Here is a 12,828-nt window from a genome sequence, read left to right on the forward strand (position 1 = left end):
CCGGTTGGCATGGCGATCGGCCGATCGCCGGCGGTTCATTCAGGTTGCGGCCTGGGGACGGAATTTCTCCCGCCTTTCGATCTGTACCACGCGCCCTTCATGCACGGTGATTTCCACGGAACCGAAGCGTAGGCCGGTCAGCGCCTGGATGATCAGGGCGGCCGGGGTCTCCGGCGTTGCGGAAGCCGATTCGGATGGCGGCGTTTTCGGCGAATGCTGCGTCATGGTGAATCCCCCGTTGCTTTGTAGGCGCAAACGCTCGTTGCTTGAACGCCTACAAGTGTACGCATGCCTGTGTATGACAATAAAGAATAAAAAGAAATAGATATATATCAATAAATTTTATGACCGCTGTTCTTCCGACTCTTGCTTGATTCGTCCTCCAATGCTTGTCCCGTCTTCGATCGCCGGTTTCCTGGGCGTATTCGCCTTGTCTTTTGCTCTTACCGGCGCTGTTCGGCGATATGCGCGACGGCGCCTGCTGGATGTTCCCAACGCCCGCAGCTCCCATCGGGTACCGACGCCGCGAGGAGGCGGTTTGGCCATCGTGTTGGCGCTGATGGGGGGGGAGGTCTACTGGCGCTTGGTCGTCGGCGAATTCGCCGGCAGCATCGCGATCCTGGCAGGTGGGGTGCTGGTCGCGGCAGTGGGATTCTGGGACGACCATGGCCATTTGTCCGCCCGCTGGCGCCTCTTTGCCCATCTGACGGCGGCAGCCTTGGCGGTGGCGAGCCTGCCGGACCACGGGTCTCTACGGCTGGGTCCCATTTCGTTCGGTGCTGGAGCCTTCGCCGATATTATCGGCGTGCTGGTCATCGCATGGATGCTGAACCTTTTCAATTTCATGGACGGCATTGACGGTCTGGCGGGGCTGGAAGTGGTCAGCGTGGGGGCCGGTGCCTCCCTCCTGCTTTTGTTATCATTGCCACCAGGCGCTGCGCTGCCAGTCGCGCCTGGCCTGCTGGCCGCCGCTACCCTGGGTTTTCTGCTATGGAACTGGCCGCCGGCGAAGATTTTCATGGGGGACGTCGGCAGTGGTTTCGCGGGCTATTGGCTGGGCTGTGAGGCGATCGCGAACGCCAAGGCCGGGACGCTAAGCCTCGCGGTGTGGCTGATTCTGGCCGGGGTGTTCGTGGTGGATGCCAGCTTCACGCTGGTCCGCCGCATGGCTGGTGGCCAGCGCTGGTACGAGGCGCATCGCTCCCATGCGTATCAAAACGCCGCGCGGCTGTTTGGTAGTCACGCAGCGGTCGATCATCGCGTCCTGGTGATCAACCTGGTATGGCTGCTGCCGCTGGCCGGACTCGCGGTCTGGAATCCGGCCTGGGAACTACCCTTGCTGATACTGGCTTATCTGCCGCTGCTCTATCTGGCGATCCGCCTGCGAGCCGGCCAACCCGAGCTTTAGTCCGTGATTCGACCCCACCTCGACAAGCTGCGTTCGCGCACTGTCATTTTCCTGCACGACCTGCTGATGGTGCCGCTGGCGTGGTTCGGCGCCTATTGGCTGCGTTTCAATCTGTCCGAAGTGCCGGAGCCGCACCTGAGCGCCGCTATCAAATGGCTGCCCCTCGTGGTTGTGATCCAGAGCGTGGTGTTCCGCCTGTTCGGCCTGTACCGAGGCATCTGGCGCTTCGCTTCCATGCCCGATCTCCTCCGGATCGCCAAGGCTTCGGCCAGCGGCATCGTCCTGATCGTCGCCGCCCTGTTCTTCCTGGAGCGGCTGGACGCGGTGCCGCGTTCGGTCATTCCGCTTTACACGCTGCTCCTGGTTCTATTCCTGTCGACTCCGCGGGCCGTGTACCGTATGTGGAAGGACCGCTCGGTACACCTGATGAATGGACGCCGCGCCCTGATCGTGGGAGCCGGGAAGGCCGGCGAAACCCTGGTGAGGGACCTCCTGCGCAGCGGCGAATCGGCCTTCGCACCGGTGGCTTTCGTCGACGACGACCCGCACAAGCGTGGCTGGGAAATCCATGGTGTGCGGGTGCGCGGTTCCTGCGACCGTATCCCTGCGCTGGTCGAAAAACTGGACATCGAGGCCATCCTGATCGCAATGCCATCGGCCGGCGATCGGGACATGCGCCGCATCGTGGAGATCTGCGAAACGACCGGCCTGCCGTTTCTGACGCTGCCGTCGGTTCAGGACATGTGGGGAGGGCGGGTGTCCGATGCCTTGCGGGACGTGTCCATCGAAGACCTGTTGGGGCGTGCTCCGGTGCGGCTGGACTCCGCCGAACTGGCCGGTTACCTCGACGGCAAGTGCATCATGGTGACGGGGGGCGGGGGGTCCATCGGCTCAGAGCTGTGCAAGCAGATCGCGCGATTCTCACCGGGACGGCTGGTCGTCTTCGAACACTGCGAATTCAATCTGTATCGCGTCGAACTCGAGCTGCGACAAGCCTTTCCCGACATGGCGATACATGCCGTGCTGGGAGACGTCACCGATGCCGCTTCGGTAAGGCGGGCGATCGACGTCCACAAACCGGCCATCATCTTCCATGCTGCGGCTTACAAGCATGTGCCCTTGCTTCAGCAACAGGTCCGGGAAGCCGTCTTCAACAACGTGATCGGCACTCGCACGGTGGCCGAGACCGCGGTCGAGTACGGGGTCGGGGAATTCGTGCTGATATCCACGGATAAGGCGGTCAATCCCACCAACGTGATGGGCGCTACCAAGCGCGCCGCCGAACTGGTGGTTCAGAGTTACAACGGCCACACGGCGACACGGTTCATCACCGTGCGTTTCGGCAATGTGCTCGGCTCGGCGGGCAGCGTGGTGCCGCTGTTCCGCGAGCAGATTCGCAACGGTGGGCCGGTCACCGTGACACACCCGGAGGTCACGCGGTTTTTCATGACCATTCCCGAAGCCTGTCAGCTCATCATGAAGGCTGCCGCGACCGGGCAGGGCGGGGAAGTGTTCGTGCTGGACATGGGAGAACCCGTCCGTATCGGCTACCTGGCCGAACAGATGATCCGTCTCAGTGGCAAGCGCCCCGGGGCGGACATCGCGATCGAGTATGTCGGCCTGCGGCCCGGCGAAAAAATGCATGAGGAACTTTTCCTCGGCTCCGAGAAGCTCCAGCCGACCAGCCACGCCAAGCTGATGCTGGCCCAGGCGCCTCCTTGCAACCGTTCTGTGGTGGCGGCCCGGATCGCCGCGATGGAGGCTGCCTGCCGCAGTTTCGATCAGGACGGGGTTTTTCGGGAACTGTGCCATCTGGTGCCGGAATACCGTGACGCAGGGATCGGAAGCTGAAAATGCGCTTGTATTCCATTGGCCGCTTAGATAAAATTTAGCCCTTTAATTGGGACGCCAGAACGGAGCGTACAAGAATGAAAACCTTTAGCGCAAAGCCGGCTGAGGTTAAACGCGACTGGTATGTCGTCGATGCCGAAGGCAAGACGCTGGGTCGTCTGAGCACGGAAATCGCACGCCGTCTGCGTGGCAAGCACAAGCCCGAGTACACGCCGCATGTCGATACCGGCGACTATATCGTGGTCGTCAATGCCGAGAAAGTGCGCGTGACCGGCAACAAGGAACAGGATAAAATTTATTACAAACACACCGGTTACATCGGCAACATGAAGTCGATCAGTCTGGGTAAGTTGCGTGACCGCCGTCCCGAGCTCATCATCGAAACCGCGGTGAAGGGCATGCTGCCGAAGAACCCCCTGGGCCGGGCGATGTTCCGCAAACTCAAGGTCTACGCCGGGCCGAGCCACCAGCACCAGGCGCAGCAACCGAAACCTCTCGCAATCTAACGAACAACTCAGGCACATGGCACAGACCCAGTACTACGGCACGGGCCGCCGCAAAAGCGCGATCGCCCGCGTCTACACCCGGACCGGCACCGGCCAGATCCGCATCAATGACAAATCGCTGGAAGAGTATTTCGGCCGTAAGACGGATCGCATGATCGTCATGCAGGCGCTGGAAGCGGTCGAAATGGCCGACAAGCTCGATGTCAACGTCAAAGTCATTGGCGGCGGACCTTCCGGTCAGGCGGGTGCCATTCGCCATGGCTTGGCTCGCGCGCTCATCGAATTGGATGAGACCATGCGTCCCGTGCTGCGCAAGGCCGGCTATGTGACCCGCGATGCGCGCGAGGTCGAACGTAAGAAAGTCGGCCTGCACAAGGCACGTCGCCGCCCGCAGTACTCCAAGCGCTGACCGAGTTCCGCTGGGGGATCGTCTAGCGGTAGGACAGCGGACTCTGACTCCGCCAACCTAGGTTCGAATCCTAGTCCCCCAGCCAATCCAATCAAGGCCTCCAGAGATGGGGGCCTTTTTCGTATGCAGCCGGCACGGGCGCGACCTTGGAGGCGCAAGACGGCCGGTACGATGATCACCGCGAACCAGGGAAGCGCAGCGGCGTGAGGAAAACCGGATGTCGGGGCGGAAAGCGCGGAGCGAACTGCGGTCTTGGAACCCAGGCAGCGGCATGAATCCGATGGTCGTTAAAGGACAGGCATGCCTTGGTAGAGCCTGTTCATGGTCTTGCGATGAGCAGCACGAAAAACGCCGAATGGAGAAACGCAAGCTGATTTGAACTAGCGTTCAGTCTGGTAAGCCGATATCGCTTTGTAGCCACGCAGGCAGCGCCATTTGCGTATACTGCACGGTCGTGGTTGTTCGTCACGAAGAGGCGCGAGACTTAAAATGGAAGTCCGCCGTGCTGTCGCCGCCGACTTTGCAGGCGTTGTTGATTTACAGGATCGCAATCTATGGAGCCGAGTCGACCCAAACGACCGCGGGGGCGGCTTTCTGTCGAATCGATTTTCACAGCAGCAGTTCGAGGCAATCGATGATGACGTGTGCGTCGTGGTGGCGGTCGATGACCGAACTGTAGTCGGTTTCCTCTGTGGCTCGGGCATGGATGCCATGAGAAACAACCCGCTCGTTCATTCGATGATTTCTGCTGACCATGGCGCCATGTCTCCGGATTCCACCTGCCTCGGCGGGCCCGTATGTATCGATGGGAGACAGCGCGGCAAAGGGTTGATGGGTCGCCTCTACGACTGCCTGTACCGGCAATTGCGTGGTACGAGGTACAAAGAGGTGGCGGTATTCATAGATGAAACCAACATTGCGTCAATGAAGGCGCACGAAAAGATTGGTTTTGAGGTGACAAATACCTTTACCCACGACGGCAGGAAGTACCTGACCTTGATGAAAAAGTTCAAGTGACACTGCAAGCTGCAGGTTGGCCCCATCGCTGGTACTGCATTTTTACAGGACGGGGGGCGCGTGCGCCGACTTCAAGCCGTTCGTTACCAGACCGGCAGCTCGGGCATTCTCTCCATGCTGTCATTCCTCCTTCCAGCGCCACAACGTTCTTGAATCCGTTGTTTCCCGGGAACCCGCCTCTGCGCGCGGCCGCCTTATTACAGGTCTACCCTGGTGGCGTCTTTATCCTTCAATCAATAAAACCCGATACACTGCCTCGTTCTCGACTGGGCCCATATCGCGCTATTTGACGAGTAGAGTGTTGAAATACAGGATCGGATAAACCGAAGCTAAGGGCCGGGTCTGACACACCTTGCCCCCTTTCAAAACTCGACGCGATCCCGCAGGACTTCCCTCCACCACCGGATGGCGCAGCATACTTTTGCGCACCTCCTCGCCTACGGCAATGCTTCGCCGTATCCGGCGAGCCAATTCCATATCGCTGAATCCGTTTACCGCGCTGCTGCGTAATACAGGTCGAGCACGGCTTCCGGCGCAGGATTCGAATGCGGCCGAGCCAATGCGTGACGGTTTCGATGCACCCATTCAGCGTTATGAGGAACGACCTATGACCATCCGATTTAGATTTGCCTTTGCGGCCTGCCTTCTGGGAGGGATCGGTTCCGGCGCCGATGCAGCCAGCCACAGAGAGGCTCCGCTAATCGCCGCGGATCCTGCTGCCGACCTGACCGATGTCTATGCCTTCGTCAGTTACGATCCGGCCAATATGAGTCGCGCGCCCCAGGATCGGCGCGTGACTTTCATCATGAACGTCAATCCCGGCCAGAATCCGGCCGATGGGCCCAACTATTTCAACTTTGCCGACGACGTGGCTTATCGCTTCAACCTCGACAACGATCGGGACGGCAAGGCGGTGGACATCGTTTATGAGTTCCGCTTCAGGACCGAGGATAGACCTGTCGGGGGGAGGGGAGGGCTGACGTCCCCTGTTCCCTATCTGGGCAATCCGGCGATACCTGCCGCACTGCCTTTGCAAGGCATCACGGCTCTTGATGGCCCCGGCTCGGAAGGACTGACCCGGCGTCAGACCTACACGCTCACGGAGAATCGCAAGGGGAGGAAAACCGTTCTGTTTCGGGGTGCTTTTGTCGTGCCGTCCAATGTGGGCCCAGCGACCATGCCTGACTATGAGCGCTTGGTCGCTCAAGGGATTTATACGGATGCCGGGAAGGGCATTCGGGTATTCGCCGGCCAGAGGGCGGAAACTTTCTATATCGATCTTGGCGCCACCTTCGACACTTTGAATTTGCGCCGTTCTCCGCCCGTGCTGCCAGGGACCGATGACGGTGACAACGTCAACCCCTTCGGGATCAATCGCTTCGCCGGTGCCAATATCAGCACCATCGCCCTGGAAGTGCCGATCAGCCGTATTACCAGCGACGGCCAGCCCGCGAGTGATGCCAACAAATACCTGGGACTTTACGCAAGCACCAGCCGGCAAAAAACGCGCGTTTTGCGCAGCCGGGGAGGCCCCCGCTACTTCGGCGATCAGGTGCAAGTGGCCAGGCTCGCCAATCCGCTGGTCAATGAGTTGATCATCAACACGCCGGCCAAGGACTTCTGGAACGCCCAGGAGCCGGAAAAGGAGGCCCAGTTCCAGGAGTTCTACAAAGCGCCCGTCGTGGCGGCCGCTTTCGACCTGGTATTCGGTAGCTTCGGCGTCAAGACGCCTGCCACACCACGCGTGGACCTGATGCAAGTGTTTCTGAAATATCCAGGCCAGGCCGTCGCCGGCAACGAGTGCGGCAGCCCCTGCTCCGAACTGCTGCGCCTCGATCTGTCTGTGCCACCCACTCCTCCGGTCGGGCAACGTCGGCTCGGTGCCGCTCTGGGCGGCGATCCGGCCGGTTTCCCCAACGGCCGTCGGCCTAACGACGATGTGACGGACATCGCCATCCGGGTGGTGGGCGGGGCCGAATATATCGCCATCAAGGCGGGGGACGGGGTGAACTTCCTCGATGGGGCGCCGGGCGCGGGCTTGCCGCAAGGACCGGGAAATCAGCAGGGCACCACCGCGACCGGCATTGCGAGCGAGTTTCCTTTCCTGCCCACGCCATATCCAGGCCGCAGCTAGGGACTACGGCATGTTTGGCTCGGGACGCGTAGCAGAAGGTCTTTTGGCGGCTGCATGGATTCTTACGGTAGCTACGGGAATTTGCGCGGGAGAATCCAAGAGGCCCGACGAAATGCTCCAGAGCTTTGAAAAAGCTCTCCTCACTCGCTCGGACGATCCGCGTCCCCTGCTGGACCTTGCACAAGCCTTGCTGCAAGCTCTGCGTACCAGCCGCGATGCCAGGGACGCCGCCCGTGCGGAGGCATTGATTCAGCGGGCGCTGACTCTGGCGCCACGCGACTTCCGCGCTTGGGCGCTCAAGGCCTGGGACGAGATGAATCGGCACCAGTTTCGGGAAGCCCTGGTTTCCGTCCGTCAGGCCCATGGTCTTGGTGTTCCTTCAGCCCTGACGCTAGGGCTGGAGTCGGACGCTCTGGTGGAACTGGGCCGTTACGACGATGCGTTGGCGGTGACACAAAAGCTGCTGGATGTCTTTCCCGGCCTTCCTGCCTATTCCCGCGCCGCTCATCTGCGTTTTCTCCACGGTGATATAGAGGGCGCTGTCGGTCTTCTCAACGAGAGTCTTGCCATGGCGCCGCCGGGTTCCGAGGCTCACGCCTGGGCATTCGTGCAACTGGCGGAACTTCACCTGAATGGTGGGCAAATCGAGCGTGCAGAAAACGCACTGGCCAGAGCAGAAACCCTTTTTCCCGGCCGGCCGGACTATGCGGTCCTCCGGGCCCGCGTGCGGGAAGCACAGGGTAAGCCGGGGGAAGCGCTGGCGCTGCTTCAGGAAACAGTAGATCGATACCCCAGCCCCGACTATGCCGTCACGGCTTGGCGCCTGGCGCGTTCCCTGGGCGATCACGAGGCTATGCGCCGGTTGGCGCTGCTGCTGGACGGCATGGCAAGGCTGGACGAGGCCGGAGACAAGGTGTTTCGCCGTGCCTTTGCCGAATACTACGCACTTCGAGGCAACCAGTACGGTGAGGCAGAGCGTCTCGCCCGCGAGGAGTGCCTGAGGCGGCCGGACATCTACAGCCATGCGCTGCTCGCCTTCGTGCTGAGGCAGGCGGGAAAGTATCGAGAGGCCAACCGGCACCGCCAAGCCGCGCTCAGGCTCGGTACGCGGGACAGGCGCCTCGAATGGTGGGTCCGGCCCCCCCTGGCACCAAGGCCGGGCACCGTGACGCCGAATGGGTCCCGCGCCGCCGGCGAGGGGATTGCACCGTTCAAACCCGAGGGGGCACCATGAGTCGGTTCCGACTTTTTCTCGGCCTGCTTGCGGTCGTCGACGCGGCCGTCGCCCATCCCCTCGGCAACAACACCGTCAATCGCCAAGCGGTGATTGCCATTTCTCCGGACGAAACGAGAGTTACTTACCATTTGGATCTGGCCGAGATTCCCACCCTGGCCGAGGGCATCGCTGCGGACGCCGATCGCAACGGCCAGACTTCCGATGCCGAATGGGGCGGCTGGGCCCGGCGCAGGGCAGAGGATATTATGCGACGGCTCGATCTGAAGCTCGGCGATCAGGCATTGGCTCTGCGAGTGGAGGGGCTGGAGTGGCGTCTTGCGCCCGGCGAGGCGGGGCTGCCCGTCCTGCGCATGCGCATGCGCTATGCAGCTTCCCCGGCTGTGTCGCCAATGCGGGTCAGTCTCAGGTATCAGGATCGCTACGAAACTGCCCGACCGGGGTGGAAAGAAATCTGCCTCTCAGGGCTGGAGGGAGTGGTTGTCACCGCTTCCAACGTACCGGACAGCGACCGTAGCCGGAGCCTCACCGACTTCAGGCTTCCCTTCGGCGCCAGTGCGCCGCAGGAACTGTCCGCCTCAGCCGAACTGATCATTCCGGCTGAAACCGTGCGCCCGGAGCGAGATCCGCTTGCCAGGGAGAATTCCGCTGGATTTCCTGCAGCATCAGACGGAACTTTCCACACCATTCGGAGCGGTAGCTGGAGGGAAGCCTGGGCGTTCTTCAGGCTGGGCATGCATCACATCGCCGTAGGGTTCGACCATCTGGCCTTCTTGTTCGGCCTGCTGCTCTTATCCTCTCGCCTCGGGGACGTTGTTAAGGTGGTCACCGCCTTCACTCTGGCCCACAGCGTCACGCTGGGTTTGGCCGCCAACGGCTGGGTGAGAGCGCCGGGCGAGGTGATCGAACCGGCGATCGCCTTGACCATCGTCTACGTCGGAGCGCTCGGTGCCCGGCGCCGACACCCCGGCCATGGCGTGTGGCTGGCCTTCAGTTTCGGTCTGGTGCATGGGTTCGGCTTTGCTAGTGCCCTTGCTGAAAGTCTCGCCTCCCGTTCCGATAGCGGCGGCCACTGGCTGCTGAATATCGCCAGTTTCAATTTGGGCATCGAGACCTTGCAATTGCTCTTGGTGAGCCTTGCTTTTCCCCTGTTGCGCTTCTCCGAACGTTTCGCCTGGGCGCACCGGGCGGAAATGACGGCTTCCCTCGGCGTCATGGCGGCGGGTCTGGGTTGGCTCGTCGTACGTTTGGCCGACGGTTGACGCGGGGAGTCGGGGACAGTACGAGTGGCCGCACCATGCCCCAGATACCCGGGAAGCCGGCTGCAAGCAGGAACGCCACCCGATCCACTTCGGTCCACTAAGTGCGGGTGTGTGGAACCCACAGCTGATTCGGCTTCAGTCATCCCGCGCCCCGCGTACGAACAGGGTGGCGCCGACATCGCTAAAAACTTCACCGTGCCGAGTGCCGACCGGAGCCAGCTGGTACTCCCCCGCGCGCAACAGGATATCTCCCAAAAACACTTCACCCTCCAGCATCATGCACTCTTCGTCTTGCAGGTGAGAGTGTGCGGGAACCTTGGCCCCCGGTGCCAGTCGGTAGAAACGGGATGCCAAAATCCCGTCGCTGCATAGATCCTTTTTCATCACCCCCTCGGCCACTTCTACCCAGCCTTCTTTGTTGTCGGCGAAAACCGTCGTGGGCGCGGGTCCGGTGACAGGCAGCAATCCGCCGATCAGTTCGCGCAGGACCGATGACTTTCGTCCGAGGGAGGTTCCGCGCAGATATGCCAGCGCACCTTGGCGGGAACGAATGGATGCGTGGCGACTGCCGGCGGGGGACAAGTGATAGTCGAGCGGTCCCAGGTCCAAGGAACCCATCTGCAGACCGCCCCGCAATACGATACCTTCCTCCGTCCAGCTGTGCCGATGCGCCGGCAGCAACGCACCGGGGGCGAATTCGATCAATACCGAACTCCCCGCCGGCCCGGTCCACAGCGGCTTGAAACGGACGCCTCTCCTGAGGGTTTGCCACGCGCCGTCCTTGAGCCGCACAGTCAACAATCCCGCTTGGTCGGCGACACTACGGGCGATTCGATCCATCAGTCTGGTCCTTAGGACTTCCCGTATTCCGGAAGAAAGCTCAATCGGAGCCAAACTTTCCACCAGAAGGTCGTTCAGCTCTGTTTGTTCCGATTCTGCGGGAAGATTCGGGAATTCCGGTCGGCTGTTCATAGTTTCAACGCTTTGAATGGGCATCGGGAGGCAACCTTTGCCGCAACGCGATCAATGCTCGCCGGATATGTGATTTGACCGTGCCCAGAGGCAGCCCGGCATAGCCGGCAATCTCGTCGTGGCTGAGCCCGCGGAAGAACGCCAAGGACACCAATTGTCGCGGCACCGGATCCAGGCTTGCCAAAGCGGCGTGCAGGACATGCCGTTCCTGGACCGCCGCCAGCAAGTCCGGTGGCGTCTCTTCGCCGGGACACTCCAGCCGGTCCAGAATCTGCGGCCCGAGCTCGCATTCGTTCGTCTGGATACGGCGAAAGGCATCCAACGCCCGGCTGCGGGCGATGGTCATGATCCAGGCCAGGGCTGTACCTCTTTCAGGGTCGAACCGGGGCGCCTGACGCCAGACTTGCCAGAACGTATCCTGAGCCACCTCTTCGGCGAGCGAGACACTTTGTGTGATTCGTAAGGCCAAGCCATAGACCCGTCCGACCAGGGCGTCGTAGAGCGCGGCCAGTGCATTCGGATCGTGGTCCACCACGCGGGCAATCCAATCCACCAACTGGGATTCGTCGGGAGCGCTCTGACCGTTTTGGCTTGGCGGAAAAATGCTATCGCCGGCAGCAATCTGATCCGACGCCCCGTCCGTTTCCGTTCGCTCGGTAAGTTCAACCGCCGAGGTCAGCACTTCTTCTCCGTCGGCGCCTGCCGTTCCGTTCATGAAGGTTGAGTCAACGGTGATTACGCAGGAAATGGCAGCGTGGATGCCATTGACTGTAATGGCGATACCCCTTTGGAGAACCAAGTCTCGTCACATCATCGCTCCGAGTAAGTCGCGTCGTGAACACGAAGAAGGGCAAAAACGTTTCTGCCGCGAATCTACCGATGGGGTTCGGTCATGAGTGATCTTGCCGCCCGTAACAGGCGCGGATTATACCGAACCGTATTCTTATCGAGAGCGGGAGCTTTTGATCCCGAGTGGCCGATTACGGAAAATCAGACCAGTGACCGAGTTTTTGTAGGACCCTCACTTCAGTTTCGTTAGCGTCCGAATCTGGGTCCGCCTGCCGTTCTCAGGAAGCCCACCACCTCGGACACGACTTCGTCCTGGTGCCCGACCCACAGATGGCCGCCGTCCGGGTAGCCGATGAAGCGGGCATGGGGGATATGCGCCGCAGTATAGCGGGCGCTGTCGAAAGTTCCGAACAAGTCGTCCCGTGTGCCGATCACCAAGGTAGGAGCAGTGATCTTTTCCAGAGCGTAACGCGGCAGAGATGCGTTGATGGCGGCGTCGTTGAGGAGCCCCCGAAGGCGCGCCCTGACCGGCGCTATGCGTTCGAAGATCCGCCGCACGCGCATCTTTTCATCGGCGGTTGCGCCTTCCATGACCGCCGTCGGAATACCGAGAAACGTGCGGATCATCGTTCGGCGTGCGACTCGGCTCACCAGCCAGAAAAGGAAATCGGACCGAAGCGTCGTTTCGGCAAGCGTCCGCGCAAGCAGCGGCATCCGCACTTGAGGCGTCCCCTCGGGTCTTGGCGAATATGCGACAGGAACCAGCAGCACCAGGGTGCTCAGGCGTTCGGGGTGCCGCAGTGCGAATTGCAGGGATGACGGGGCGCCCGCGGACGCTGTGATCAGAGCAGCGCGATCGATGTGGAGCGCATCAAGCAAACAGGCATGGGCATTGGCCTGCGCTTCCGGCGAAGCGTCGACCGGAAGCGGGGTGCGCAAATATCCGAAGCGCGACATGGCGATCACTCGAAAACCGCTGCGAACCAGCGGTTCAGCGAACGCCAAGCCCTGATCGAAGCCGCCTTCGCCGCCATGCACCACCAGCACCGGCGGTCCCCGGCCCGCCACCGCGTACTCTATCAGCCCGCAGCGCGTCTGCGCGATCTGGCTGCCTGTCGAAATACGCTCCCGCGCACGGTCGAGATCGCGTCGAAAACCGGCATACGCCAGCCCGAACAGGCCGGTGGCAATGAGAGCTACGAGGGTCGGCACGATTGAGCCGAGATATGTGGTCATCATGGACAGC

At 61.4% G+C, this 12,828-nt stretch carries 12 protein-coding genes and 1 tRNA gene; 9 read left to right on the forward strand and 4 right to left on the reverse strand.

The features are described 5' to 3' along the window. Positions 1 to 39: 39 nt before the first annotated feature. Positions 40 to 225 (reverse strand): YezD family protein, encoded by a 186-nt coding sequence (locus tag N4J17_RS10010; protein ID WP_198324120.1) that lies wholly within the window; start codon positions 223 to 225, stop codon positions 40 to 42. Between the two features lie 322 nt (positions 226 to 547). Here N4J17_RS10010 and N4J17_RS10015 point away from each other — a divergent pair, with 322 nt between their 5' ends. The 9 genes from N4J17_RS10015 to N4J17_RS10055 all read left to right on the forward strand — a co-directional run bounded on the left by N4J17_RS10015 (position 548) and on the right by N4J17_RS10055 (position 9,821). After that, on the forward strand, positions 548 to 1,408 hold the full coding sequence (locus N4J17_RS10015) for an MraY family glycosyltransferase (protein WP_277458322.1): 861 nt from the start codon (positions 548 to 550) through the stop codon (positions 1,406 to 1,408). A gap of 3 nt (positions 1,409 to 1,411) precedes the next feature. Further along, positions 1,412 to 3,259 carry a polysaccharide biosynthesis protein gene (locus N4J17_RS10020; protein ID WP_198324118.1) on the forward strand — a complete coding sequence of 616 codons (1,848 nt, stop codon included), beginning with the start codon at positions 1,412 to 1,414 and terminating at the stop codon, positions 3,257 to 3,259. Positions 3,260 to 3,336: 77 nt separating this feature from the next. Next, the gene (rplM, locus tag N4J17_RS10025; RefSeq protein ID WP_198324117.1) at positions 3,337 to 3,765 is read left to right on the forward strand and encodes a 50S ribosomal protein L13; all 429 of its coding nucleotides are present in this window, start codon (positions 3,337 to 3,339) and stop codon (positions 3,763 to 3,765) included. Positions 3,766 to 3,781: 16 nt separating this feature from the next. Continuing rightward, positions 3,782 to 4,174, forward strand: a complete 393-nt coding sequence (rpsI, locus tag N4J17_RS10030) for a 30S ribosomal protein S9 (RefSeq protein WP_198324116.1) — start codon at positions 3,782 to 3,784, stop codon at positions 4,172 to 4,174. Between the two features lie 11 nt (positions 4,175 to 4,185). After that, positions 4,186 to 4,259 (forward strand) — tRNA-Gln (locus N4J17_RS10035). Positions 4,260 to 4,663: 404 nt separating this feature from the next. Next, a complete protein-coding gene (locus N4J17_RS10040; protein ID WP_198324115.1) occupies positions 4,664 to 5,191 on the forward strand; it encodes a GNAT family N-acetyltransferase in 528 nt (175 codons plus the stop codon). 607 nt (positions 5,192 to 5,798) lie between these two features. Beyond that, positions 5,799 to 7,325: a DUF4331 domain-containing protein gene (locus N4J17_RS10045; RefSeq protein WP_198324114.1), complete on the forward strand. Its 1,527-nt coding sequence runs from the start codon at positions 5,799 to 5,801 to the stop codon at positions 7,323 to 7,325. A gap of 112 nt (positions 7,326 to 7,437) precedes the next feature. Beyond that, positions 7,438 to 8,559, forward strand: a complete 1,122-nt coding sequence (locus N4J17_RS10050) for a tetratricopeptide repeat protein (protein WP_198324113.1) — start codon at positions 7,438 to 7,440, stop codon at positions 8,557 to 8,559. Next, entirely contained in the window at positions 8,556 to 9,821 is a 1,266-nt protein-coding gene (locus N4J17_RS10055) for a HupE/UreJ family protein (RefSeq protein ID WP_198324112.1), read from the forward strand. The genes N4J17_RS10050 and N4J17_RS10055 overlap by 4 nt, the downstream gene beginning before the upstream one ends. Positions 9,822 to 9,956: 135 nt before the next feature. Here N4J17_RS10055 and N4J17_RS10060 read toward each other — a convergent pair whose 3' ends face one another. From N4J17_RS10060 to N4J17_RS10070, 3 genes are all read right to left on the reverse strand, one after another. After that, positions 9,957 to 10,661 carry a cupin domain-containing protein gene (locus N4J17_RS10060; RefSeq protein ID WP_338457595.1) on the reverse strand — a complete coding sequence of 235 codons (705 nt, stop codon included), beginning with the start codon at positions 10,659 to 10,661 and terminating at the stop codon, positions 9,957 to 9,959. A 136-nt stretch (positions 10,662 to 10,797) separates the two neighbouring features. Next, complete coding sequence (locus N4J17_RS10065) at positions 10,798 to 11,346, reverse strand: sigma-70 family RNA polymerase sigma factor (protein WP_277458319.1); 549 nt, start codon at positions 11,344 to 11,346, stop codon at positions 10,798 to 10,800. Between the two features lie 482 nt (positions 11,347 to 11,828). Further along, the gene (locus tag N4J17_RS10070) at positions 11,829 to 12,821 is read right to left on the reverse strand and encodes an alpha/beta fold hydrolase (RefSeq protein ID WP_198324110.1); all 993 of its coding nucleotides are present in this window, start codon (positions 12,819 to 12,821) and stop codon (positions 11,829 to 11,831) included. Positions 12,822 to 12,828 lie beyond the last annotated feature (7 nt).

It is taken from the genome of Methylococcus capsulatus (genome assembly GCF_036864975.1).
In the GTDB taxonomy this organism is placed as follows: Bacteria; Pseudomonadota; Gammaproteobacteria; order Methylococcales; family Methylococcaceae; genus Methylococcus.